Here is a 25,191-nt window from a genome sequence, read left to right as displayed (position 1 = left end):
AGGGAATATGAGTAAAGCGGTAGTAGAGCTGAAAGATTTGCAAACACATTTTCAGACAGAAGAAGGAACAGTAAAGGCTGTTAATCATGTTAGCTTTGCAGTTCGAGAAGGTGAAACAGTTTGTGTTGTAGGTGAATCGGGTTGCGGAAAGAGTGTAACGGCGCTATCGATTATGGGACTTATTGCTGAATCAGGAAGTGTAGTAGGTGGAGACATTTTATATGAAGGAAAAAGTCTTTTAGGTATGAAAGAGAAAGAGCTTCGTAGTTTACGAGGAAATGATATTGCGATGATATTCCAAGAGCCGATGACATCGCTGAATCCCGTCTTCACTGTAGGAGAACAAATTGTAGAAACGTTAAGAGAGCATGAATTACTTAGTAAAAATGAGGCGTATAAAAAGGCAATCGAATTAATTCGTAAAGTTGGTATAGCTCGTGCGGATGAAATTGTCCATTCGTATCCACATGAACTAAGTGGAGGCATGTTACAACGCATTATGATTGCTGTTGCGCTTAGTTGTAATCCTAAGTTATTAATTGCAGATGAACCGACAACTGCTCTTGATGTTACGATTCAAGCTCAAATATTAGACTTACTAAGACAGATAAAAGAGGAATTTAAAACATCGATTTTATTAATTACACATGATTTAGGCGTTGTAGCAGAAATGGCTGATTACGTTGTCGTTATGTATGGCGGAAAAGTTATTGAGGAAGCTCCAGTACTAGAGATATTCCAAAATCCGAAACATCCGTATACGAAAGGTTTGTTGAAATCAAAACCGGTAATGGGAAAACGAATAGATAAACTATATTCTATTCCAGGGCAAGTTCCGAATTTAGTTGGCTTAGGTGAATTTTGCTATTTTAGTGGTCGTTGTGAGCATTGTATGGAAATATGTAAAGAAGAGGCACCAAATTTGAATGTGCACGATGAGAACCATAAAGTAGCTTGCTGGTTATATGAGGAGCGTGCGGAACAATGAGTGAACCATTATTAGAAGTGAAAAACTTAAAGACGTATTTTCCGATTAAGGGCGGCATATTTAGTAGAACGATTGGACATGTAAAGGCAGTTGATGGAGTAAGTTTTACTATTAATAAAGGTGAAGTGTTTGGCCTAGTTGGAGAATCAGGAAGTGGAAAAACAACGATAGGAAAAACAATTTTACGTCTCGTCCAAAAAACGGAGGGAGAAGTAAAGTTTAAAGGGCACGATGTTTATTCCTTATCCAAGGAGGAATTGAGAAAACATCGCCCTAATATGCAGCTTGTTTTTCAAGATCCATTTAGTTCATTAAACCCAAGAATGAGAATTGGAGAAGCACTTGGTGAGCCGATGTTGGCTCACGGACTAGCGACGAAAGAAAATGTTCGTGCAAAGGTGATAGAAGTATTGGAGTTATGTGGTTTAGCTCCGTATCATATTGACCGGTATCCTCATGAGTTTTCTGGTGGGCAACGTCAGCGTATCGTTATCGCAAGAGCTATGGTATTAAATCCAGAATTCATTGTAGCTGACGAACCTGTGGCAGCACTAGATGTATCTATTCAAGCACAAATCATTAATTTATTTAGTGAGTTACAGGAGAAAAAGGGATTATCTTATTTATTCATTTCACATGATTTAAGTGTTGTGGAACATTTATGTACAAAAATAGGAATTATGTATTTAGGAACGATTGTAGAAACGGCACCGCGTGATGAGTTATTTACGAATCCACTTCATCCGTATACAAAAGCATTGTTATCAGCTGTGCCAATACCAGATCCAACAGTGAAGCGGGAGCGAATTATACTAGAGGGGGATATTCCCAGTCCAGCAAATCCACCTTCAGGTTGTCGTTTTCATACACGCTGCCCGTTTGCGACAGATGTTTGTACACAAACGGTACCAGAGTTTCGTAATGTTGGTGAAGATCATTTTGTTGCTTGTCATCATGTATAAAAGAGAGGACCCTTTCAGAAGTTGAAAGGGTCTTTTTTTATTTACTAGATAAAGTTTGTTTTAAAACAAATTGCTCGATTGCATGGGCAACACCATGTTCATTGTTTGTTAATGTTACAACATCACATAATTTTTTTACATCTTCTTCAGCATTTCCCATTGCAACAGATAAACCAGCAACTTCTAACATTGGTACATCATTAAAATTATCACCAATAGCAATTGTATCTTCAATTGGTATATTAAAATGAGCTGCCATCTGCTGTAGCCCATTTCCTTTATGGCCATTCTTATCCATAATTTCTAAATTAGTAGGAGCAGATGCTGTAACCATAATAGCAGTGTCTTCTTGTAACATACTTAATAACTGGGCGCGATGACCTGCATTGAACGTTAAAATGAAGAATTTAGATATTTCGAGTTCTTGATTGTTTACAACATCTTCGATTTTTTGGAAATCAGTAATTAGGTTTGATTTCTTTTGTTTTTCTGTAATTCTTTCGAGTTCTTCTAATGTAACATCTAGCGCATGCTTGTTTTCTTCGAATGCCTGCATCACTTGATCTTGCCATGTAGAAGGAGAGTAAACCCCTTTATTTGTATATAGCTTATATGGAAAACCTTCAGCTTCTAGTAATTTTGCAAGTTTGTATACTTTATCGTTTTGTAAACAACGCGAGTTAATTACTTTTCCATCCACGTAAACAATTGCCCCATTGCTTGCTCCAACTGGAAGAGATAATTGGTATTCTTCCAATAGTTTTAAAGCATCCTCTTTTGCGCGGCCAGAACAAATCATTACAATATGTCCAGCTTCTTGTGCAGTTTGGATTGCTTGTAAGTTCTCTTTGGAGATTTCAAGATTAGATGATAGTAGTGTACCATCCATATCTAATGCGATTAATTTCAAAATGACCACCTCTTTGTTTTTATTATACATAGTTATATAGAGGAAACATATAAACTTATCTTGGAAAGATAGTATTTTGTCCTATAGTGTACCATCCAGTGAAAACCTAGTAGATTCAACCTTACTTATTAAAGATTCACCTTGATTTGTAACAAAAGTAGAGAGGAATATAGTTATATTTAGGTTTATGACTGTAATGTTACACGAATGTTACAAACGTGAATGTAGTGGAAAATGCATTAAAACAGTGTTTTTAAGGGTGTTTATAAAAAAACGTAAAAAAAATGTAATAAAATTTACGTAATCATATTGCAACGTAATAATAGTTATGTTACATTAATGTTACAAACGTTACGTTATCAAATTCAATGTAACGATAACATAAAAACTATGAAAAAAACATTTCTTATAAATTACATATAGAAAACTTATTCAAAGGGAGGATAAATGATATGAAAGAGCAAGTATTACAAGTAACAAAAGGTGACTTCGTAGGATCAGCAAGTGGAGCAGTAGTATTAACAGCATTAATCGTATTTCTATCAAGCGTATTAGTATAATAGAAGTTTTGTAACAAAAGATAAATGAAGGGAGAATGAAAGATATGAAAGAGCAAGTATTACAAGTAACAAAAGGTGACTTCGTAGGATCAGCAAGTGGAGCGGTAGTATTAACAGCATTAATCGTATTTCTATCAAGCGTATTAGTATAAATAGAAGTTTTGTAACAAAAGATAAATGAAGGGAGAATGAAAGATATGAAAGAGCAAGTATTACAAGTAACAAAAGGTGACTTCGTAGGATCAGCAAGTGGAGCAGTAGTATTAACAGCATTAATCGTATTTCTATCAAGCGTATTAGTATAATAGAAGTTTTGTAACAAAAGATAAATGAAGGGAGAATGAAAGATATGAAAGAGCAAGTATTACAAGTAACAAAAGGTGACTTCGTAGGATCAGCAAGTGGAGCAGTAGTGTTAACGGCATTAATCGTATTTCTATCAAGCGTATTAGTATAATAAAAGTTTTAAATTGTACAAAATGAAAGGAGAATGAGGAATATGAACAGTGAACAAGTGTTACAAGTAACAAAAACAGATTTATTAGGATCATTAGGCGGAGCAGTAATATTAACATCGTTTATTCTATTCCTTGCAAATATATTAGTATGAGAAATATAAATACAATCATTCAAAAAAAATAAAGACTCTAACGTATTAGTAAGTAGTTAATATGTTGGAGTCTTTTTTGTTTTCCCCTCATATATACTTTCAAGTATGAATATTTTCCCCTTACTTTAAAGAGAAAAAAGTCGAATTTTATATGTAAGAAAAAAAGAGGAATTTGACAGAAAAGATAGAAAATTTTAAAGGTCAGAAATTGTTAGCCTGCTAACTAATTTCTATAAATTGATATTGGAAGCGTTTTCGGTTGATTTTAAGTATGGACCATTTAAACTATTTACAGGGGGATGAAGATATTATGAAACAAAAATCTATGGATACGCTAGCTGCACAAATGGAGGACTTTTTTCCGGTACGTGATGTAGATCATTTGGAGTTTTACGTAGGGAATGCAAAACAATCGAGTTATTACCTTGCGAGAGCGTTCGGATTCAAAATTGTGGCTTACTCTGGATTAGAAACAGGAAACCGTGAAAAGGTATCTTATGTTCTTGTGCAAAAAAATATGCGTTTTGTTGTGTCCGGGGCCCTAGGTAGCGATAATCGTATCGCAGAGTTTGTAAAAACTCATGGTGATGGTGTAAAAGACGTTGCATTACTTGTCGATGACGTTGATAAGGCTTACTCGGAAGCGGTGAAACGTGGTGCCGTCGCAATTGCTCCACCTGAGGAGTTAACAGATGAGGATGGTACATTGAAAAAAGCAGTTATTGGTACGTATGGTGATACAATTCACACGCTTGTAGAGCGTAAAAATTATAAAGGAACATTTATGCCAGGATTCCAAAAGGTTGAGTTTAATATTCCATTTGAAGAATCTGGTTTAATTGCTGTAGATCATGTAGTTGGTAACGTTGAGAAAATGGAAGAGTGGGTTAGTTATTACGAGAATGTTATGGGCTTTAAACAAATGATCCATTTCGACGATGATGATATTAGTACAGAGTATTCGGCATTAATGTCAAAAGTTATGACGAATGGAAGTCGTATTAAGTTCCCTATTAACGAACCAGCAGATGGAAAGAGAAAATCGCAAATTCAAGAATATCTTGAATTCTATAATGGAGCAGGTGTACAACATCTTGCCTTATTAACGAGTGATATTGTTAAAACAGTTGAAGCGCTTCGTGCAAATGGTGTGGAGTTTTTAGATACACCAGATACGTATTACGATGAGTTAACTGCGCGAGTTGGAAAAATCGATGAGGAAATTGATAAGTTAAAAGAATTAAAGATTTTAGTAGACCGTGATGATGAGGGCTATTTACTGCAAATCTTTACGAAACCAATTGTAGACCGTCCAACTTTATTTATTGAAATCATTCAACGTAAAGGTTCTCGTGGATTTGGTGAAGGGAACTTTAAAGCATTATTCGAATCAATTGAAAGAGAACAAGAGCGTCGCGGAAATTTATAAGATTTGTATCCACCAGCAAGAATTCTTTTGCTGGTGGAAATTTCATTTTCATAGGGAGGAATTATGATGAAATTTGTTACATTTCGTCTCCCTTCGAAAGAAATGCGAGCTGGGTGGCTTGAAGGTGACAAAGTAATCGATATGAATCTTGCTAGTGACGGAAAAGTCCCTTCATCTATGCTCGCCTTTTTAGAGAAAGCGGATGAGTATGTAGAGTTGCTGAGTAATAGTAAGAATCCAAACAAGGGTATATATTCCTTAGAAGAAGTACAATTGACAGCTGTTATTCCTAATCCGGGTAGCATTCGAGATTTTTATGCATTTGAACAGCATGTAAAAACAGCTCGCGGACGAAGAGGACTAGATGTTGTACCTGAATGGTATGATGTCCCGGTTTTTTATTTTACTAACCATCGTGCTGTTATTGGTCCAGATGATTTTGTAATTGGTCCGAAGAAGTCTAAAAAGCTTGATTATGAATTAGAGATTGCTTGTGTAATCGGAAAAGAAGGAAGGAATATTTCTTGTGAGCAAGCAGAGGAATATATTTTTGGTTATTGTATTATGAACGACTGGAGTGCAAGGGACTTACAAGCAACAGAAATGAAGGTAGGGCTTGGACCAGCAAAAGGAAAAGACTTTGCAACTTCATTAGGAGCGTATCTCGTTACGAAAGAGGAATTAGACATTTATCGTAATGGTAATCGATATGATTTAGAGATGACTGCTCACGTGAATGGGAAACTATTATCAAAGGGAAATTTCCAAGATATTTACTATACGTTTGCTGAAATGATTGAACGTGCTTCACAAGACGTGACCTTATATCCGGGAGATGTGATCGGTTCTGGAACAGTAGGAACAGGATGTATTTTAGAACTTGGTACAGAAGAGTGGCTACAAGATGGAGATGTTGTAGAGCTGTCGATTACTGGTTTAGGTACGTTACGTAATACGGTCAAAAAAGACATGAAAGCAGGTGATGGGCATGTTTTATCGTCACATGGGGGAGCTACCTCATAAACGACATGTACAATTTCGTAAAAAAGATGGAGCGCTTTATCGTGAACAGGTAATGGGAACGAAAGGTTTTTCTGGTACGCAGTCTATTTTGTACCATCATTATATGCCAACGGAAGTAGGTCATGCGGCAGTATCTCATTCTTGTCAGTTGCAGTATGAAGAAGATGTAGCTCTTGCACATCGTCATTTTCGCACGAAAGAAAATAAAAAAACGGGCGATGCAGTAAGCGGAAGAAATTTTATGCTTGGGAATGAGGATTTATTAATTGGAGTAGTGACTCCGACAGAAAAAATGGACTATTTCTATCGTAATGGCGATGGCGATGAAATGTTATTTGTTCATTATGGAACCGGAAAGATCGAAACAATGTTCGGAACGATTCACTATAGAAAAGGTGATTATGTAACGATCCCAATTGGAACGATTTATCGTGTTATTCCAGATGAAGGAGAGACTAAGTTTCTTGTTGTAGAGGCGAATAGCCAAATTACAACACCACGTCGCTATCGCAATGAATATGGGCAATTGTTAGAACATAGCCCGTTTTGCGAGAGAGATATTCGTGGCCCGGAAAAATTAGAGACATATGATGAGAAAGGTGAGTTTGTCGTAATGACAAAGTCGAGAGGATATATGCATAAGTATGTTTTAGGGCATCATCCGCTAGATGTTGTTGGGTGGGATGGTTATTTATATCCGTGGGTCTTTAATGTGGAGGATTTTGAACCAATTACAGGCCGTATTCATCAGCCACCACCAGTGCATCAAACATTCGAAGGGCATAATTTCGTCATTTGCTCTTTCGTACCGCGTTTATACGATTATCATCCAGAATCTATCCCGGCACCGTATTATCATAGTAACGTGAATAGTGATGAAGTACTGTACTATGTAGAAGGAAACTTTATGAGCCGAAAAGGTGTGGAAGAAGGGTCTATTACACTTCATCCGAGCGGAATTCCTCATGGGCCGCATCCTGGGAAAACAGAGGCAAGTATCGGAAAGAAAGAGACGCTTGAATTAGCCGTTATGATAGATACATTCCGTCCGCTTCGTATTGTAAAACAAGCACATGAAACGGAAGATGAAAAGTATATGTATAGCTGGATTGAAGATGGTTCATATACTGTGAAATAAGCAAAAAGAGGCGTGCTCAATAAAGGAGCACGCCTCTTTAATATGTATAATGACACCAAAATAAGGTGATAGAAAGATTCTCAGAAAGAATAATAAGGATATTGTATATTCCGAAAGATTTCTACTTATTTCGACAAAAGTATTGACGAGAAAAAGTGTTATGAGTAAAATGAAAAAGCGAATTAAAAATTTTCAGAAAATTTAAAACTTGGAGGAGTGGACGATGAAGCAAATTTTTCAAAAGAAGCCTATTGCAAAGTTAATGCAAGAAAGTAAGCAAAAAACGTTAGCGAGAACATTGGGCGCACTGGATTTAACTATGCTTGGAATCGGAGCGATTGTTGGAACTGGTATTTTCGTTCTTACAGGCGTAGTGGCAGCAAAACATTCTGGACCAGCTATTATATTATCATTCGCGATAGCCGCATTAGCCTGTGCCTTTGCTGCATTTTGTTATGCTGAATTTGCTTCTTCAGTTCCTGTCTCGGGTAGCGTATATACATATACGTACGCGACGATGGGAGAAGTATTCGCGTTTTTAATTGGTTGGGATTTAATGCTTGAATATTTACTTGCTACATCTGCTGTAGCAAATGGATGGTCCGCGTATTTCCAGTCTTTACTAAAGGGATTTGGGATTCATATTCCGACCATTCTTTCTTCGGCCCCGGGCACAGGAAAAGGTGGAATAATTGATTTGCCTGCAGTCTTAATTATTTTAGTGATGACAGCTCTTTTATCTAGGGGTGTTCGAGAGAGTGCACGTGTAAATAATATTATGGTATTTATTAAAATAGCAGTTGTTCTTATTTTTATCTTTGCTGGTTTTAATTATGTGAAGCCTGAAAACTGGACGCCTTTTATGCCATTTGGTTTAGATGGTGTAATGGCTGGGGCTGCTACAGTATTCTTCGCATTTATAGGATTCGATGCAGTTTCAACAGCTGCGGAAGAAGTGAAACGTCCACAACGTGATTTACCAATCGGCATTATTGCATCGTTATTAATATGTACAGTTCTTTATATCGTTGTTTCACTTATTCTGACAGGAATTGTTCCATACGGACAGCTGAATATATCAGATCCAGTTGCTTTTGCACTTCAATTTATTGGACAAGATGGTTTAGCGGGGGTAATTTCAGTAGGGGCAATCACAGGGATTACAACTGTAATGCTAGTGATGATGTATGGGCAAGTTCGTGTTTCATATGCGATGAGCCGTGATGGGTTATTGCCGAAGCGTCTGGCTAAGGTTCACCCGAAATTTAAAACACCGTTTTTAAATACATGGACAACGGGTATTATTGCAGCATTGATTTCAGGATTAATAGATTTAAATGTATTGGCACACCTTGTAAACATGGGGACATTGTCAGCCTTTGCACTCGTAGCTGTTGCGGTTATTGTGATGAGAAAGACTCATCCGGATTTACCAAGAGCATTTAAGGCGCCACTCGTACCATTTTTACCAGCGTTAACAGTAATTTTCTGTTTATACTTAATGCTTCAATTATCAGGGACAGCGTGGATTAGTTTTGGAGTATGGATGGTTATAGGTATAGCGGTTTACTTCTTATATAGTCGAAAACATAGTGTTTTAAATAATAGTAAAAAAGAAGATGATGTAGCGAATTTATAAGTGGAAAAATCCATTCTAATTCTGTTAGAATGGATTTTTTTATTTGAAAATTTACATTTTTCTGAATCTATTATAAGATAATTGTTGGTCAACTAAAGGGGTGAAAATATGAAAAATACATGGCGTGAGCTAAGGGGAATGGATCGTAACGTATGGATTCGATTTATCGGTGAGACATTGAATGGAATTGCGATGATGATGTTAATGCCTTTTTTCGCATTATATTTAAAAGATAAGGTAGATTCTTTATTACAGGTTGGAGTTATTATGGCGCTTTCTCCAATTGCTGCAAGCTTTGGATCGCTTATAGGTGGAAGAATTGCTGATATATATGGAAGAAAGCCGATTATGATATTTTCAATGGCAAGTAATGCATTATTAATGCTCGGTTTTTTATTTATAGAAGGGTTTATTTCATATGCAATTTTATCTGTTTTTTTAGGATTAAGTAATTCTTTATTTCATCCAGCTGCATCAGCGATGGTTGCAGATGTGACCGCGCCAGAAAAAAGAACCGAAGCATATGGTTTATTGCGAATGGGACACAATATAGGTGCTGCAATCGGTCCAATAATGGGTGCATCAGTAGTGGTGTTGTCAAAGAATCTTGTGTTTATTATTGCTTCTTCTACGATGCTATTTTATGCATTACTTGTACTAATTCTTATCCAGGAAACAATGCCAAAAGCAGCAGATAAAAAAGAAGAGAATGCAGAGAAGGAATCAGGTGCAGTTTGGAAAGTTTTAATGAGAGATAAGGCGTTAATGATTTATTTGTTAGCAGGTATCATTATTTCTATGGGATTTTCTCAAACAGAAGGCATGTTACCACTTCACTTTGATAATGAAATGAAGGATATTTTTGGAGTTAACAATCCATACCCGTATTTAATGGCGCTAAATGGACTATTAGTTGTGTTGTTCCAGTTTCAAATTTCAAAATGGGCGACAGATAAACCTGTCGGAAAGACGATGTTATACGGGGCGTGTTTGTTTGGAATTGGTTTGTTTTTTATAGGGTGGTTACCGAAGTGGTTTGGAGAATTTAATACAAATGCTACAATTATTTTAGTGACGTTAATGTTCGTGTATGCCATATATACGTTAGGCGAGATGATTATGTCGCCTGTACAGATGACGTTTGTAGCGAATTTGGCCCCTGAGCATTTGAGAGGAACTTATATGGGAGCAGCGAGTTTGCAGTGGATTACGGGAAGTGCATTTGGTCCACTTCTTGGAGGTTTTTTATTAGATAGATTACTCGGAAATTTCTTATTTACAATTTTAGGTGTAGGATGTTTAGTTGCGGGTATTGTATACGTTTCTTTAGATCGCCTCGTGGAACAAAGGCAAAAGGACACACTAACCAAACAATCTTCTTAATAAAATAGGTGACATACACAAAAAGGGGATTTCTACATATTTTAGGTACATAACTAGATTAGGTTGTCATTTCATTTTGTGTAGTTGTGAAGAAAATGAAATAGAAAAGTGTAGAAATCCAATAAGTGGTGTCATTTAATTATTTGTGGAAGTTACATTTTATTTCAAATAGGAACTACCTATTTTTATAAAAAGTGCTAAAATAGAAAAATGAAAACAATTGGTTAGGGTGATTTAATTGACGAAAATTAAATTAGGTTTATTATATGGTGGAAAATCAGCTGAGCATCAAGTTTCGTTACAGACGGCTCTTGCTGCTATTAAAGCGTTAAATCAAGATAAATTCGAGATTCATCCGATTTATATTACAGAGCAAGGTCAATGGGTACGCGGTGAGCGTATTGAAGGTGAAGTAACGGATGTTGAAGCTTTAAAAATGAGCGGTGCAGAAAATTCGATTTCTCCGTTATCATTAAGCACGGAAATTATTCCATCTGCAACTTCTGAGGAAGATGCTATCGACGTTATTTTTCCATTACTACATGGACCAAATGGTGAAGATGGAACGGTTCAAGGGTTATTAGAATTAATGAACATTCCTTATGTAGGAAATGGTGTTCTAGCATCATCTGCCGGTATGGATAAAGTTGTTATGAAAAATATCTTTGCAGAAGCTGGTTTGAAACAAGCGAAATATGCATCTTTCATTCGTAGTGCATGGGAAAAAAATCGCGAAGAAGCTTATGACAAAGTAGAAGAGAAGTTAGGGTATCCTTGCTTCGTAAAACCAGCAAACCTTGGTTCAAGTGTTGGTATTAATAAATGTAAAAATCGTGAAGAACTTGAGAGTGCATTTGAAGAGGCATTCCAATTCGACCGCAAAATTATTGTAGAAGAAAATATCGTAGGTCGTGAAGTAGAAGTTGGTGTACTAGGTAACGACGAACCGAAATGTTCAGTTGTAGGTGAAATCGTACCGAAAAAGGACTTTTATGATTATAAGTCGAAGTACATCGATGGTGATACAGCGTTAATTATTCCAGCTGAAATGACAGAAGAAGAGTCTAATGTAATTAAGCGAGATGCAATTGTTGCATTCCAATCTTTAGATGGTGCAGGCTTAACACGAGCTGATTTCTTCTTAACGAAAGACGGAGAAGTATATATTAACGAAGTAAACACAATGCCAGGATTTACGCCGTTTAGTATGTTCCCTCTATTATGGCAACATACTGGATTACCATATCCAGAATTAATCGAAGAGCTAATTCGTTTAGCGATTGAACGTCACGAAGAAAAACAAAAAATTAAATATACAATATAACAAAAAAGGAGGAGGCACTATTCGAAGGAATAGTGCTTCCTCTATGTAAGGAGTGTTTTCATGATTAATCGAACGTTAAAACAAGTAGAACAGATGATAAATGGTACGGGATTAGCAGAGCAGTATGAGGGAATTACTATACAGGGAGTGTCTATTGATACGAGAAAAATCGAAAAAGGAAATTTATATGTTCCGATTCAAGGTGAACGTTTCGATGGACATGCTTTTGTAGATAAAGCTGTTGAAAATGGAGCTGTTGCTACATTATGGATGAAAGATGTAGCAAATCCGCCTGAGAATCTTCCAGTTATTTTTGTAGAAGACACACTATTGGCATTACAAATGTTAGCGAAAAACTATCGCGATCAATTGGATGTTAAAGTTATTGGTGTGACAGGTAGTAACGGTAAAACATCTACGAAAGATATTGTAACAAGCCTTCTTGCGACTAAATTCAAAGTTCAAAAAACAGAAGGTAATTTCAATAACCATATCGGTTTACCTCTTACTATTTTAAACCTAGAAGAAAATACGGAAGTTGCTGTATTAGAAATGGGTATGTCAAGCCGAGGAGAAATTGAATTCTTATCTAAGTTAGCTCGTCCTAATGCAGCTATCATTACGAACATTGGTGAGGCGCATTTAATGGATTTAGGCTCTCGTGAGGCAATTGCAGAAGCGAAATTAGAAATTGTGGCAGGATTACAAGAAGGCGGAGTGTTCGTATATAACGGAGATGAGCCATTATTAACAAATCGTGTTCCTGAAATGAATTTAGCGACGGAAACAGTAACATTTGGTGATGCGAGAGCAAACGATTACTATCCAACGACTGTAACATTACAGGCAACTGGCACACATTTTAAAATGAATAGAGAAGAAAACATTTCATTCTATATACCAGTGTTAGGGAAACATAATGTGTATAATACACTTGCTTCCATGGCGATTGCGAAACATTTTGGTGTGACATGGGAAGAAATGAAACAAGGTTTAGTAACACTTCAAATGACAGGTATGCGCATGGAAATTGTAAAAAAGGATAGTGGGTTAACAATTATCAATGATGCTTACAATGCAAGTCCGACAGCTATGGAAGCAGCATTCCATTTAATGAATGGTTTAGATGGTTTTTCTCAAAAAATCGTCGTGCTTGGTGATATGTTAGAGCTTGGAGACCAAGAGGTTCAATTTCATTATGAAGTAGGTAAATTAATTGACCCAGCAAAAATCTCATATGTATTCACATATGGTAGATTAGGGGCTCAAATTGCTGAGGGAGCGGAAATTAATTTCCCTGGTGAACGTGTAAAGGCCTATCATAATAAAGAAGAGCTTGTAAAAGATTTACAGGCGGTAGTTGGTAATAACGATGTTGTATTAGTTAAAGCATCTCGTGGTATGAAATTAGAAGAAGTTATTACGATGTTGAAATAATTGGTGAATATAAATAGGGATGATAGTCACGAAAATAGAAGAAACTTATAATAAGCGCTTACAGAGGATGTTAAAAAATAAAAGTGAAGAAAAAAAGTCCTGAATATGAAAATAAGGTAACAGTTGGGTTTGCTTTTTGCACATACAAAACTTATAATTGATAAAGTGTAATAACGTTTAGAAGTATTTTCGTGTAGAAATACGCCCGTTTATATACGTGAGCATTCAGGAAAAGGGCTTTTCCGCCAATTCGGAAAATGCCTTTTTTTAAATGATAAGTATAGGATAGAAAAGGAGAAGTAACATTGACAACATTTCGAGAATTAGGATTAAGTGAATCTTTATTGCAATCTGTTGAAAGTATGGGCTTTGAAGAGGCTACGCCGATTCAAGCTGAAACAATCCCACATGCATTGCAAGGTAAAGATATTATTGGGCAAGCGCAGACAGGTACAGGGAAAACAGCAGCATTTGGATTACCGCTATTAGATAAAGTAGATACTCGTAAAGAAGCAGTTCAAGGTATTGTTATCGCGCCAACGCGTGAATTAGCAATTCAAGTTGGAGAAGAGCTATACAAAATTGGTAAACATAAACGTGTTCGTATTTTACCAATTTATGGTGGTCAAGATATTAACCGCCAAATTCGTGCTCTAAAAAAACACCCACACATTATTGTTGGTACGCCGGGTCGTATTTTAGATCATATTAACCGTAAAACACTTCGCCTACAAAACGTTGAGACTGTTGTTCTTGATGAAGCGGATGAAATGTTAAACATGGGCTTCATTGAAGATATTGAAGCAATTTTAACAGATGTGCCAGAAACACATCAAACATTATTATTCTCAGCGACAATGCCAGATCCAATCCGTCGTATTGCTGAGCGTTTCATGACTGAGCCTCAACACATTAAAGTAAAAGCAAAAGAAGTAACAATGCCAAACATTCAGCAGTTCTATTTAGAAGTGCAAGAAAAGAAAAAGTTTGACGTATTAACGCGCTTACTAGATATTCAATCTCCAGAGCTTGCGATCGTATTCGGTCGTACAAAGCGTCGTGTTGATGAATTATCAGAAGCATTAAACTTACGTGGTTATGCAGCAGAAGGTATTCATGGTGACTTAACACAAGCGAAACGTATGTCTGTATTACGTAAATTTAAAGAAGGTGCTATTGAAGTTCTTGTTGCAACAGATGTTGCTGCGCGTGGTCTTGATATTTCAGGCGTAACACACGTATACAACTTCGATATCCCACAAGATCCAGAATCATACGTTCACCGTATCGGTCGTACTGGCCGTGCAGGTAAAAAAGGTATTGCAATGTTATTTGTAACACCACGTGAATCAGGACAATTAAAAAATATCGAGCGTACAACAAAACGTAAGGTTGACCGTATGGAAGCACCGACACTTGACGAGGCACTAGAAGGTCAACAACGTTTAATCGCTGAAAAACTTCAAAGCACAATTGAAAATGATAACTTATCATACTACAAGCGTATTGCAGAAGAAATGTTAGAAGAGAACGACTCTGTAACAGTAGTAGCTGCTGCTTTAAAAATGATGACAAAAGAGCCAGATACAACACCAATCGCTTTAACATCAGAACCACCAGTTGTTTCAAGAGGTGGCGGTTCTAAAAAACGCGGTGGTAACGGAGGCGGATACCGTGATGGTAACCGTAATCGTAGTCGTGATGGACGCAGTGGCGATGGTCGTAACCGTGACCGTAACCGTGATGGACGCAGTGGCGATGGTCGTAACCGTGATCGCAATCGTGATGGTGGCCGTGATGGTAACCGTGGTCGTAGAGGTGAAGGTCAAGGTCGCCCTGGATCTTCTTCAAATGGACGCGGCGAAAGAAAACATCATAGCCGTCCACAAGCTTAATAAAAAAAGAGAATGCCCTTTGTTGGCATTCTCTTTTTTTATTTCTAAAATTGTACATACTACATAATAACTCATGTAGAAAAGAGGTACGATATGCTTGTAAGGCTTGGGTATGTTGCGATGAGTGTGCATTTGAAGAACGCATCTCCATCTCAAACGATGACATATGCACAGTTTCAACGGATTGATGATCGAGAGGCTGCGATTCGTAAACTTGAAAGAATCGCTAATTCGAATTTGGAAAATTGCTTGCGGTTATTAAAGCATAATAAGGGGCATGATATATCTTTCTTTCGACTTAGTTCTAAGCTTATTCCTTTAGCGAATCATGAGGAGTTGTTAGAGTGGAACTATATTCGTCCATTAAAAGAAAGTTTAAAAGTGCTAGGTGAATACGCAATTCGTATGAATATGCGTATTGATTTCCATCCGGATCACTTTGTTGTACTAAATTCACCGGAGGAAAGTATTTTTAAACAGTCAGTAAAAACTTTGCAGATGCACAAAAAAATGTTAAAAGGTATGGGGATTGAACATAAGCAACGATGTGTATTACATGTTGGAGGAGGTTATAAAGATAAAGAGCTCGCATTAGAACGCTTTATAGAAAATTGGTCTAACGTTCCAAGGGGTATTCAAGAAATGATCATGTTAGAAAATGATGATACAACCTTCACGCTAGCGGAAACATTGTATTTAGGAGAAAAATTAGACATTCCGGTCGTGTTTGATTTGCATCATCATACGATGAACAATGAACGAGAAGATTGGCATGAAGATTGGGCGCGTGTTGTTCATACGTGGGAAACATCTTTGTTACCAGTTAAAATGCATATCTCCAGTCCTAGAGATGAGAAAGACCCGAGGGCACACGCTGATTTTATTGATGCTGATGCATTCTTATCTTTTTTAAGAAGGATTAAGGGAAGTGTTGGGCAAATTGATTGTATGATTGAGGCGAAGAAGAAGGATGAGTCTTTATTTCAACTCATGAGAGACTTAAGTAAACAAATAGATGTGGAAATTATCGATGGTGCGAGCTTTTACATTAAATAAGCTCAGCGCCATCGAATTTTTTTGTTAAAAAAGGAGTTAAAATACCACCGGTTATTAATCCTGCTAAATGGCTTATAGGATTGGCGAAAGGATTAAAGAAAGTAAATAATAGTAATATAAGTATCATGATTGAGAAAATAGCAATTTCTTTTGAGTGTGAAGGGCGGTATCGATTGTACAATAAAAATAGTTGGGCGCCTAGTAACCCGAAAATACCACCAGATGCTCCTGCATGAATGTATTCAGGAGGCATAATGATATAAGAAGCGATATTTCCGGAAATACCGGGAAGGAAAAATAGAATGATAAAAGAAATGTGTCCGAGTTGTTTTTCGATAGAAGAGCCAAGAATAAATAAGCAAATACTATTAGAAAGAAAATGTTGTAAGTCCACGTGTACGAGCAGAGAAGTTATGACACGCCACCATTCTCCTTTAGTGATATATTCATTGTTAGCTGCCATTGGAAAGAGAAAGAAGTCGTCTAACATCATCATGACTAGTTGAATAAGAAGTAAAGAGAGGATGATTGGATTTAAGGAAATGCGAGTGGGTCGTATTAGCATGTTGGTAGTATCACTCCTTTTGCATCAGAATGATTCTCTGTTATTCTTACAATATGAAAGAAGAAAGTTAAATAGAAGAAGGGGATTTCGAAATGATTATAGGGATTGGAATAGATATTATTGAATTAAATCGAATTGAAAAAATGCTAGATGGAAAGCTTAAATTTATGGAACGTATTTTAACTGAAAGTGAACGTAATGTTGCTATGGAACTGAAAGGGAGTCGCCTTATAGAGTTTGTAGCGGGAAGATTTGCAGCGAAAGAGGCGTATTCAAAAGCGGTAGGCACTGGTATCGGGAAAGAAGTGAGTTTTTTAGATATTGAAGTGAAAAATGATGATAGAGGTAAGCCGCTTCTTATTGCAAATACAGAGTATATTGTTCATTTATCAATTAGTCATAGTAAGGAATTTGCTGTTGCACAAGTTGTTTTAGAAAGCTCGTCACGCTAGTCTGCATATTTCATATCCTTGTCTCATATATTTGAGGTAGCGATAAGGAAGGTACACCTTCCATTCATTTATAGGGGCAAAGGGGCTGAAGTGATGAAAAGGCGTCTGTTTTTAGTTCTTGTCGGTTTATTGACCGTTTTTGTGTTGGCGGGCTGTATGGAAAAGAAACAAGATGATGTCGTGAGAGATTTAGAAGCGAAAGTGAAAGGGATGAAAAGTTATCAAGCTGAAGCGAAATTAACTATTAAAACAGGGAATGAGCCTCAGGAGTATAACGTGGAAATTTGGCATAAAGAACCTTCTTTTTATCGTGTGAATTTACAGAATGCAAAAAAAGATCAGAGCCAAATTATTTTAAGAAATGAAGAAGGGGTATTTGTATTAACGCCAGCGCTTAATAAGAGTTTCCGTTTTCAAAGTGATTGGCCGCAAAATAGTAGCCAGGCCTATTTATATGAATCACTTGTAAGAGATATTTTGCAGGATAAGAAAAACCTTACTTTCGAGAAAACAGATAAATATTATATTTTTAAAACAAAAACAAACTATCAACATCAAAATATGTTACCGAAACAAGAGATTGCATTGAAGAAAAGCGATTTAACACCAGTTTCGGTGAAATTAATGGATAATGATCAAAATGTTCTTGTGAAAGTAGATTTCTCTAAAGTGAAATTCGATGCGAAATTTGATAAAGGTGCATTTGATACGAAACAAAATATGTCTAGAGCGCAAGTAGATGTTCAAACAACAGCGAAAGAAGACAAACCATTTGCTATTTTGTATCCGCGTGATACGCCGCAAGGTATGACTCTGAAAGACGAAAAAGAGTTGAAGACAGACAGTGGCAAGCGTGCGATACTCACATACACTGGAAATAAGAAATCCTTTACCTTAATACAAGAAAAGGCAAAAGTTGCAGAGGCTTCGTCAGCGGTAAGTGTAAGTGGAGAGCCGGTTGATCTTGGGTTTACGATTGGTGCATTGACGAAAGAATCTGTAACGTGGTCACATAACGGAGTAGAATATATGCTCGTGTCTAAAGGTTTAGAGCCGAATGAGTTGTTAATGGTAGCTCGTTCAGTTACAGCGAAGCAGGTGAAGTAAACTTCTTAGACGTGGTGATATATGTGCACCACGTCTTTTCTTAGTTTGAAGGTGGATTTCATAAAAGAAGCATATAAAAGAATAAGCTTCGCATATCGTGTATAAGGAAGTGTATTTATGGAAGAAGCGTCATTTTACCGTGATACTTGGGTGGAAGTGGATTTAGATGCGATTTATAACAATATTACGCATATTAAAGAGTTCATTCCGAGTAATGTTGAGATTTTTGCTGTAGTTAAAGCGAATGCATATGGGCACGATTATGTACCGGTGGCTAAAACGGCATTAGAAGCAGGTGCAACAAGATTAGCAGTTGCTTTTTTAGATGAAGCCTTAGTTCTTAGAAGGGCTGGTATTACCGTACCAATTTTAGTGCTAGGTCCTTCCCCGCCTCGAGATATAAATGTAGCTGCTGAAAATGATGTAGCATTAACTGTTTTTCAAAAAGAGTGGGTGGAAGAAGCCATCAAACTATGGGATGGTTCATCTATAATGAAATTCCATATTAATTTTGATAGTGGTATGGGGAGAATTGGAATACGCGAACGCAAAGAATTAAAAGAATTCTTAAAGAGTTTAGAAGGTGCACCATTTTTAGAGTTAGAAGGGGTATATACGCATTTCGCAACAGCAGATGAGGTTGAGACTTCGTATTTTGATAAGCAATATAACACGTTCTTGCAGCAGTTAAGTTGGTTGAAGGAATTCGGAGTGGATCCTAAATTTGTCCATACAGCTAATAGTGCTGCAACTTTACGTTTTCAAGGAATTACATTTAATGCAGTACGAATTGGTATTGCGATGTATGGATTATCCCCATCTGTAGAAATACGTCCTTTTTTACCATTTAAATTAGAACCGGCGTTATCATTGCATACGAAAGTTGCTCATATTAAACAGGTGATTAAAGGGGATGGAATTAGTTATAACGTCACTTACCGAACAAAAACTGAAGAATGGATTGCAACTGTTGCGATTGGATATGCAGATGGCTGGCTTAGAAGATTACAAGGATTTGAAGTGCTTGTGGATGGTAAAAGAGTACCGATTGTAGGGAGAGTAACAATGGATCAATTCATGATTCATCTTCCTTGTGAAGTCCCGCTTGGTACGAAAGTTACACTCATTGGACGACAAGGTGATGAATATATTAGCGCTACAGAGGTTGCTGAATATTCCGGGACTATTAATTATGAAATTATTGCAACGATTAGTTTCCGTGTGCCGAGAATATTTATACGACATGGTAAAGTTGTAGAAATCATCAATTATTTGAATAATATATAGAAGATCATCTAATTTGCTTCTTGTCATTTAAGTGAGCTTTTTATTGATGGAGAATATGCTCTTTTTTGATGAGAAGCTTTTACTTATAATCACTTTTAATATAAGTTTTGCAGAGGAATTCTTTTGTTCCTTGTTTAAAATAAGATGAAAAATAATAGAAGATGAATGTTTTTCCTGTGAATTGGAAAACATAAGCAAGGAATAAGGAAGTCTTTGCAACAGGCTCCATACAATGGTATTATTACAATAGGTGTCATATATATATTTGGGTGTGTAGTTGACGGTGGAGGTGTATTTTTGTGTCCGAATCAAGTGTAACTACTGAAATCGTGGTTCGGTTGCCAAAGCAAATGGTAACGGAATTGGACGGAATTGGAAAACAAGAGAATAAGAATCGCCATGAACTAATTTGCCAGGCAACACAACTGTTATTGCGTCAACATAAGACGAAGAAACGCTACCAACATGAATCAATGCGACGTGGGTACATTGAAATGGGAAAAATTAATCTTGGTATTGCATCTGAAGCTTTCTTAGCAGAGTATGAAGCAGCTCATACGGTAGAACGCTTAGTTAGCGGGGGGTAATATTTTGATTGTAAAACGCGGCGACGTGTATTTTGCAGACCTTTCCCCAGTTGTTGGTTCTGAGCAAGGAGGCGTTCGTCCGGTTCTTGTCATTCAAAATGACATCGGAAATCGTTTTAGTCCAACGGTGATTGTAGCGGCTATTACTGCACAGATTCAAAAAGCGAAATTACCCACTCATGTGGAAATTGATGCGAAAAAGTATGGATTCGAGAGAGATTCTGTTATTTTACTTGAGCAGATTCGAACAATCGATAAGCAACGCTTAACGGACAAAATCACTCATTTGGATGAAGTGATGATGATTCGTGTAGATGAAGCGTTACAAATTAGTTTAGGACTAATAGATTTTTAAATCGGCAGTTTAAGTTGCTCTCTTTGAAGGGCAACTTTTTTTTATTATAGAGGAGGTTACGGTTGTATATGGAAATGGTAGATAATCGACAAGCGTTAATGAAAATGTTAGTGAAAGAATTAGGCTTTACCGAAAAGCAAGTTCGTCATGTTATTCAATTAACAGAAGAAGGTAACACAGTTCCATTTATTGCTCGTTACCGAAAAGAATGGACAGGCTCCTTAGATGAGGTGCAAATTCGTGCAATCTTAGAGAGATGGCAATATATGATGCAGCTTGAAGATAGGAAAGAAGAGGTTCTTCGTCTTATTGGTGAAAAGGGTAAGCTAACCGAAGAGTTGCGCCGTCATATTGTTGCCGCAACGAAACTACAGGAAGTAGAAGATTTATATCGTCCTTATAAAGAGAAAAGAAGAACGAAAGCGACGATTGCAAAAGAAAAAGGATTAGAACCGCTAGCTGAATGGTTATTGTTATATAAAAAAGAAGATCCGGCTAAAAAGGCTATGGAATTTGTTAATGCAGAAAAAGAAGTGGAATCTGCAGAAGAGGCGTTGCAAGGTGCGCAAGACATTATTGCAGAAATCGTTTCAGATGAAGCTGCGTATCGTAGTTGGATTCGGAATGTTACTTTTAGAAAAGGTGTTATGTCTTCGGCTGTAAAAGACGAAGAAAAAGATGAAAAGAATATATATGAAATGTATTACAGTTATGAAGAACCGTTGCAGAAAGTAGTGCCGCATCGTGTATTAGCGATGAATCGCGGTGAGAAAGAAGATATATTGAGAGTTTCTGTTGTTCCACCAGTAGATGAGATAATAACTTTCTTATATAAGAAAGTAATCCGTGATAACGATTCAAAAAGTGCGCATTATGTACAATTAGCGATTGAGGATGGTTATAAACGATTAATTCAATCTTCGATTGAAAGAGAAATTCGAAAAGAATTAACAGAAACAGCTGAAGAACAAGCGATACATATTTTCTCTGAGAACTTACGTAATTTATTATTACAACCTCCAATGAAAGGGAAGGTTGTGCTAGCCGTAGACCCTGCATATAGAACTGGTTGCAAATTAGCTGTAGTAGATGATACGGGGAAAGTTCTATATATCGATGTTATTTATCCGCATCCACCTGTTCGTAAATATGATGATGCAAAAAAGAAAGTTCTTTCTATTATAGATAAATATCAAGTTGAAATGATTGCAATTGGGAACGGCACAGCTTCTAGAGAAACGGAAGAGTTTATAGTAGATGTATTACAAAGTGTGAAACAGGATGTTTTTTATATTATTGTAAATGAAGCAGGGGCAAGTGTGTATTCGGCTTCCGATTTAGCTCGTGAGGAATTCCCTGATTTCCAAGTTGAAGAAAGAAGCGCGGTTTCAATTGGAAGACGCCTGCAAGATCCACTTGCTGAGCTCGTGAAAATTGACCCTAAATCGGTAGGGGTGGGGCAATATCAACATGATGTAACTCAAAAGAGATTAAATGAATCGTTAACATTTGTGGTAGAGACAGCAGTTAACCAAGTTGGTGTGAATGTAAATACAGCTTCAGTTGCGTTGTTACAATATGTTTCGGGGTTATCAAAAACAGTTGCGAAAAATATTGTAGCTAAGCGTGAGGAAGATGGGAAATTTACGAAGCGTACTGAATTAAAGAAAATCCCTCGTTTAGGCGCGAAAACATATGAACAGTGTATTGGGTTTTTACGTATATTAGAAGGCGCGAATCCGTTAGATCGTACAGGGATCCATCCAGAACAATATAAAAATGTCGAATTGCTACTAAAGAGTCTAGGGTTATCGAAGAATGATGTAGGGAAACCGAACTTGCAGGAGAGTTTAGAGGGAGTGGATGTTTCTAAATTATCTCAAGAGACGGAGATCGGTGAGCCGACATTGGTTGATATTATTGATGCCTTAATTAGTCCAGAGCGAGACATGAGGGATGAATTGCCAAAACCACTTCTGAAAAAAGGGATTTTGAAATTAGAAGATTTACAGCGTGGTATGGAACTGGAAGGGACAGTTCGTAACGTTGTTGATTTTGGTGCTTTTGTTGACATTGGTGTAAAACAAGATGGTTTAGTGCATATTTCTAAATTAAGCAAACAGTTTGTAAAGCATCCATTAGATGTTGTATCTGTAGGGCAAATCGTAAAAGTATGGGTAGATGATATTGATACAAAAAAAGGTCGTGTTGCATTATCTATGTTACCGATTGAATAGTAAGAAAAGAGAGCAGATAAAACTGCTCTTTTTTTTATGGAGTAGAAAGTGTAATGGATTATGAGCTTTGATGTATTTTGCTATAATAAAACCAGCATTCATTTAGCAATTTAATTTGATACCGGTTTTTTTCAAAATATGCACGTTGCATTTGTTTTTTTAGCCATGTAGGCATAGGAATCCCTCCTTGTATAATCCTACTCTCAAAAATTTACCTTTGTAGTTAAGGTACTATTGATGAGAGGTTGGTGAGTGGATTTCTATTAATGTCGTATTTTTAGAAACCACGCTTCTTGAATGAGGATGGGTATATGTACTATTTAATATATGTATAGGAAGGGAGAAAAGTGTAAAAATATTTTTTTGTTTAGGAGGAATGAGAATGGATGAGAAAGAAATTCAGCAGCTAGTGGAAGAAGTATCCCTACGATACTTCGGGATGCCATTCTTACATAAAGCGATGTTTAATAATAGATTACGTACAACTGGTGGACGTTATCTATTGAAGAGTCACAATATCGAACTGAATTATCGATATTATGAAATGTATGGTAAAGAAGAATTAGTCGGGATTATTAAACATGAACTTTGTCATTATCACTTGCATATTACAGGGAGAGGATATAAGCATCGGGATAGGGATTTTCGTGAACTATTAAAAAAGGTAGGTGCGCCACGTTTTTGTAAGCGAATGATTAATGAAGAGAAGGAAAAGAAGGTTTATATGTATGAATGTATGGAGTGTTCGCTTCAATATGTAAGAAGACGTCAAATAAATACAAAAAGATATGTCTGTGGAAAGTGTAAGGGAAAACTAAAACTGGTAGCGAAAACATCTTGACAGTGAAAACGCAATCCAGTATATTATAAACATGTCACGTTTGTGCAAGATATTGTTAAAAAACATCTTGACTTACGATGAGAAGTTTTATAAGATACAAATTGTCTTCATTATTCCGCAGTAGCTCAGTGGTAGAGCTATCGGCTGTTAACCGATCGGTCGTAGGTTCGAGTCCTACCTGCGGAGCCATACAGAGAAGTACCCAAGTGGCTCAAGGGGCTCCCCTGCTAAGGGAGTAGATCGCTAACGCGGTGCGAGGGTTCGAATCCCTTCTTCTCTGCCATACATATTGGCCCGTTGGTCAAGTGGTTAAGACACCGCCCTTTCACGGCGGTAACACGGGTTCGAATCCCGTACGGGTCACCACTTTGGAGGATTAGCTCAGCTGGGAGAGCACCTGCCTTACAAGCAGGGGGTCGGCGGTTCGATCCCGTCATCCTCCACCATATAAATTTATATGAATAGTATTATCGCGGGGTGGAGCAGCACGGTAGCTCGTCGGGCTCATAACCCGAAGGTCGCAGGTTCAAATCCTGTCCCCGCAACCAAATGGTCCCGTGGTGTAGTGGTTAACATGCCTGCCTGTCACGCAGGAGATCGCCGGTTCGACCCCGGTCGGGACCGCCATTTTAACTTCTGCTACATAGCAGTTGTTTTTTATTGGACATTATGGTACAATAACATTTGTCTTTAAAAAGAAGAAAACTATTTCATTGGGCTATAGCCAAGCGGTAAGGCAACGGACTTTGACTCCGTCATGCGCTGGTTCGAATCCAGCTAGCCCAGCCATTTACGAGCCATTAGCTCAGTTGGTAGAGCATCTGACTTTTAATCAGAGGGTCGAAGGTTCGAATCCTTCATGGCTCACTTTTGTTTTTTCCGCGCGGTCGTGGCGGAACGGCAGACGCGCTAGGTTGAGGGCCTAGTGGGGGAAACCCCGTGGAGGTTCAAGTCCTCTCGGCCGCATCGAAAAAAATCTTAAAAAAGTACTTGCATTTGAAAAAGCAGTATGATAAGATAACTGAGTCGCCAAAAGACAACGACGAAAAAACATCATGAATAAGCGCCCGTAGCTCAATTGGATAGAGCGTTTGACTACGGATCAAGAGGTTAGGGGTTCGACTCCTCTCGGGCGCGCCAATTACGGGAAGTGGCTCAGCTTGGTAGAGCACCTGGTTTGGGACCAGGGGGTCGCAGGTTCAAATCCTGTCTTCCCGACCACGCGGGTGTAGTTTAGTGGTAAAACAAGAGCCTTCCAAGCTCTGGTCGAGAGTTCGATTCTCTTCACCCGCTTTTAGTTCTTTGAAAACTGAACGAAACAAACAACGTGAAACGTCAATTTTTATTTTTAGATGCTAGACAAACTAACTTTATTGGAGAGTTTGATCCTGGCTCAGGATGAACGC

General features: G+C 37.4%; 26 protein-coding genes and 12 tRNA genes. 35 read left to right on the top strand and 3 right to left on the bottom strand.

The features are described 5' to 3' along the window. Positions 1–7: 7 nt before the first annotated feature. Together ACS2MN_RS27730 and ACS2MN_RS27725 are read left to right on the top strand one after the other, a co-directional pair. Positions 8–988 (top strand): ABC transporter ATP-binding protein, encoded by a 981-nt coding sequence (locus ACS2MN_RS27730; RefSeq protein ID WP_000030774.1) that lies wholly within the window; start codon positions 8–10, stop codon positions 986–988. Continuing rightward, the gene (locus ACS2MN_RS27725) at positions 985–1,950 is read left to right on the top strand and encodes an ABC transporter ATP-binding protein (RefSeq protein WP_001294496.1); all 966 of its coding nucleotides are present in this window, start codon (positions 985–987) and stop codon (positions 1,948–1,950) included. The genes ACS2MN_RS27730 and ACS2MN_RS27725 overlap by 4 nt, the downstream gene beginning before the upstream one ends. 37 nt (positions 1,951–1,987) lie before the next feature. Here ACS2MN_RS27725 and ACS2MN_RS27720 read toward each other — a convergent pair whose 3' ends face one another. Then, positions 1,988–2,860, bottom strand: a complete 873-nt coding sequence (locus ACS2MN_RS27720; protein WP_000766432.1) for a Cof-type HAD-IIB family hydrolase — start codon at positions 2,858–2,860, stop codon at positions 1,988–1,990. 452 nt (positions 2,861–3,312) lie between these two features. Here ACS2MN_RS27720 and ACS2MN_RS27715 point away from each other — a divergent pair, with 452 nt between their 5' ends. From ACS2MN_RS27715 to uvsE, 14 genes are all read left to right on the top strand, one after another. Continuing rightward, entirely contained in the window at positions 3,313–3,420 is a 108-nt protein-coding gene (locus tag ACS2MN_RS27715) for a DUF3948 family protein (RefSeq protein WP_000664237.1), read from the top strand. A 35-nt stretch (positions 3,421–3,455) separates the two neighbouring features. Continuing rightward, positions 3,456–3,572: a DUF3948 family protein gene (locus ACS2MN_RS27710; RefSeq protein WP_000654250.1), complete on the top strand. Its 117-nt coding sequence runs from the start codon at positions 3,456–3,458 to the stop codon at positions 3,570–3,572. Positions 3,573–3,617: 45 nt separating this feature from the next. Then, positions 3,618–3,725, top strand: a complete 108-nt coding sequence (locus ACS2MN_RS27705) for a DUF3948 family protein (RefSeq protein WP_000664237.1) — start codon at positions 3,618–3,620, stop codon at positions 3,723–3,725. A 35-nt stretch (positions 3,726–3,760) separates the two neighbouring features. Further along, positions 3,761–3,877, top strand: coding sequence for a DUF3948 family protein (locus ACS2MN_RS27700; RefSeq protein ID WP_000654250.1), 117 nt, complete (start codon positions 3,761–3,763; stop codon positions 3,875–3,877). Positions 3,878–3,919: 42 nt separating this feature from the next. Continuing rightward, on the top strand, positions 3,920–4,030 hold the full coding sequence (locus tag ACS2MN_RS27695; RefSeq protein ID WP_001083697.1) for a DUF3948 family protein: 111 nt from the start codon (positions 3,920–3,922) through the stop codon (positions 4,028–4,030). Positions 4,031–4,340: 310 nt separating this feature from the next. Continuing rightward, complete coding sequence (gene hppD / locus ACS2MN_RS27690) at positions 4,341–5,459, top strand: 4-hydroxyphenylpyruvate dioxygenase (protein WP_000810910.1); 1,119 nt, start codon at positions 4,341–4,343, stop codon at positions 5,457–5,459. 66 nt (positions 5,460–5,525) lie between these two features. Further along, a complete protein-coding gene (locus ACS2MN_RS27685; protein WP_000674028.1) occupies positions 5,526–6,482 on the top strand; it encodes a fumarylacetoacetate hydrolase family protein in 957 nt (318 codons plus the stop codon). Further along, a complete protein-coding gene (locus ACS2MN_RS27680; RefSeq protein ID WP_000499906.1) occupies positions 6,448–7,620 on the top strand; it encodes a homogentisate 1,2-dioxygenase in 1,173 nt (390 codons plus the stop codon). The genes ACS2MN_RS27685 and ACS2MN_RS27680 overlap by 35 nt, the downstream gene beginning before the upstream one ends. 223 nt (positions 7,621–7,843) lie before the next feature. Continuing rightward, on the top strand, positions 7,844–9,259 hold the full coding sequence (locus tag ACS2MN_RS27675) for an amino acid permease (protein ID WP_000809353.1): 1,416 nt from the start codon (positions 7,844–7,846) through the stop codon (positions 9,257–9,259). A 108-nt stretch (positions 9,260–9,367) separates the two neighbouring features. Further along, positions 9,368–10,642 carry an MDR family MFS transporter gene (locus ACS2MN_RS27670; protein ID WP_000799755.1) on the top strand — a complete coding sequence of 425 codons (1,275 nt, stop codon included), beginning with the start codon at positions 9,368–9,370 and terminating at the stop codon, positions 10,640–10,642. Between the two features lie 238 nt (positions 10,643–10,880). Continuing rightward, on the top strand, positions 10,881–11,966 hold the full coding sequence (locus ACS2MN_RS27665; protein ID WP_000161430.1) for a D-alanine--D-alanine ligase: 1,086 nt from the start codon (positions 10,881–10,883) through the stop codon (positions 11,964–11,966). Positions 11,967–12,026: 60 nt separating this feature from the next. Then, complete coding sequence (gene murF, locus ACS2MN_RS27660; RefSeq protein WP_000610668.1) at positions 12,027–13,403, top strand: UDP-N-acetylmuramoyl-tripeptide--D-alanyl-D-alanine ligase; 1,377 nt, start codon at positions 12,027–12,029, stop codon at positions 13,401–13,403. 305 nt (positions 13,404–13,708) lie between these two features. Beyond that, on the top strand, positions 13,709–15,298 hold the full coding sequence (locus tag ACS2MN_RS27655; RefSeq protein ID WP_000206605.1) for a DEAD/DEAH box helicase: 1,590 nt from the start codon (positions 13,709–13,711) through the stop codon (positions 15,296–15,298). Positions 15,299–15,391: 93 nt separating this feature from the next. Continuing rightward, positions 15,392–16,354, top strand: coding sequence for a UV DNA damage repair endonuclease UvsE (gene uvsE / locus ACS2MN_RS27650; RefSeq protein WP_000961175.1), 963 nt, complete (start codon positions 15,392–15,394; stop codon positions 16,352–16,354). Here the strand turns inward: uvsE and ACS2MN_RS27645 are convergent. Then, complete coding sequence (locus ACS2MN_RS27645; RefSeq protein ID WP_000908504.1) at positions 16,347–16,919, bottom strand: rhomboid family intramembrane serine protease; 573 nt, start codon at positions 16,917–16,919, stop codon at positions 16,347–16,349. The genes uvsE and ACS2MN_RS27645 overlap by 8 nt on opposite strands. A gap of 92 nt (positions 16,920–17,011) precedes the next feature. Here ACS2MN_RS27645 and acpS point away from each other — a divergent pair, with 92 nt between their 5' ends. The 6 genes from acpS to ACS2MN_RS27615 all read left to right on the top strand — a co-directional run bounded on the left by acpS (position 17,012) and on the right by ACS2MN_RS27615 (position 22,944). Continuing rightward, positions 17,012–17,371, top strand: coding sequence for a holo-ACP synthase (gene acpS, locus ACS2MN_RS27640; protein ID WP_000583422.1), 360 nt, complete (start codon positions 17,012–17,014; stop codon positions 17,369–17,371). Positions 17,372–17,527: 156 nt separating this feature from the next. Further along, the gene (locus ACS2MN_RS27635; protein WP_002059179.1) at positions 17,528–18,478 is read left to right on the top strand and encodes a LolA family protein; all 951 of its coding nucleotides are present in this window, start codon (positions 17,528–17,530) and stop codon (positions 18,476–18,478) included. Between the two features lie 117 nt (positions 18,479–18,595). Next, a complete protein-coding gene (gene alr / locus ACS2MN_RS27630) occupies positions 18,596–19,765 on the top strand; it encodes an alanine racemase (RefSeq protein WP_000390621.1) in 1,170 nt (389 codons plus the stop codon). A gap of 299 nt (positions 19,766–20,064) precedes the next feature. Then, a complete protein-coding gene (locus ACS2MN_RS27625; protein WP_000004570.1) occupies positions 20,065–20,352 on the top strand; it encodes an antitoxin EndoAI in 288 nt (95 codons plus the stop codon). Positions 20,353–20,356: 4 nt separating this feature from the next. Further along, positions 20,357–20,707 carry a type II toxin-antitoxin system endoribonuclease NdoA gene (gene ndoA, locus ACS2MN_RS27620; RefSeq protein WP_000635963.1) on the top strand — a complete coding sequence of 117 codons (351 nt, stop codon included), beginning with the start codon at positions 20,357–20,359 and terminating at the stop codon, positions 20,705–20,707. Positions 20,708–20,775: 68 nt separating this feature from the next. Further along, complete coding sequence (locus ACS2MN_RS27615; protein ID WP_142345028.1) at positions 20,776–22,944, top strand: Tex family protein; 2,169 nt, start codon at positions 20,776–20,778, stop codon at positions 22,942–22,944. Positions 22,945–23,002: 58 nt separating this feature from the next. On the opposite strand, the gene cmpA is transcribed toward ACS2MN_RS27615, so the two are convergent. Next, complete coding sequence (cmpA, locus tag ACS2MN_RS27610) at positions 23,003–23,119, bottom strand: cortex morphogenetic protein CmpA (RefSeq protein ID WP_001143642.1); 117 nt, start codon at positions 23,117–23,119, stop codon at positions 23,003–23,005. A 207-nt stretch (positions 23,120–23,326) separates the two neighbouring features. On the opposite strand from cmpA, the gene ACS2MN_RS27605 reads away from it, so the two are divergent. From ACS2MN_RS27605 to ACS2MN_RS27545, 13 genes are all read left to right on the top strand, one after another. Beyond that, on the top strand, positions 23,327–23,785 hold the full coding sequence (locus tag ACS2MN_RS27605) for a SprT family protein (RefSeq protein ID WP_000343550.1): 459 nt from the start codon (positions 23,327–23,329) through the stop codon (positions 23,783–23,785). A gap of 114 nt (positions 23,786–23,899) precedes the next feature. After that, a tRNA-Asn gene (locus ACS2MN_RS27600) sits at positions 23,900–23,974 on the top strand. 3 nt (positions 23,975–23,977) lie between these two features. Beyond that, a tRNA-Ser gene (locus ACS2MN_RS27595) sits at positions 23,978–24,068 on the top strand. Between the two features lie 8 nt (positions 24,069–24,076). Further along, positions 24,077–24,151 (top strand) — tRNA-Glu (locus tag ACS2MN_RS27590). Positions 24,152–24,155: 4 nt separating this feature from the next. Next, positions 24,156–24,231 (top strand) — tRNA-Val (locus ACS2MN_RS27585). Positions 24,232–24,256: 25 nt separating this feature from the next. Continuing rightward, positions 24,257–24,333: transfer RNA gene (locus ACS2MN_RS27580), tRNA-Met, on the top strand. Between the two features lie 3 nt (positions 24,334–24,336). Continuing rightward, positions 24,337–24,412: transfer RNA gene (locus tag ACS2MN_RS27575), tRNA-Asp, on the top strand. A gap of 87 nt (positions 24,413–24,499) precedes the next feature. After that, positions 24,500–24,574 (top strand) — tRNA-Gln (locus tag ACS2MN_RS27570). A gap of 5 nt (positions 24,575–24,579) precedes the next feature. Further along, a tRNA-Lys gene (locus ACS2MN_RS27565) sits at positions 24,580–24,652 on the top strand. Positions 24,653–24,668: 16 nt separating this feature from the next. Next, positions 24,669–24,751: transfer RNA gene (locus tag ACS2MN_RS27560), tRNA-Leu, on the top strand. A gap of 97 nt (positions 24,752–24,848) precedes the next feature. Next, a tRNA-Arg gene (locus tag ACS2MN_RS27555) sits at positions 24,849–24,925 on the top strand. 4 nt (positions 24,926–24,929) lie between these two features. Beyond that, positions 24,930–25,006: transfer RNA gene (locus ACS2MN_RS27550), tRNA-Pro, on the top strand. Between the two features lies 1 nt (position 25,007). Then, a tRNA-Gly gene (locus tag ACS2MN_RS27545) sits at positions 25,008–25,078 on the top strand. The last annotated feature ends 113 nt before the right edge of the window (positions 25,079–25,191 follow it).

Origin of the sequence: Bacillus cereus group sp. BceL062 (assembly GCF_051780025.1) — a bacterium.
Taxonomy (GTDB): Bacteria; Bacillota; Bacilli; order Bacillales; family Bacillaceae_G; genus Bacillus_A; species Bacillus_A toyonensis.
This window is presented reverse-complemented; position numbering and strand designations above follow the sequence as displayed.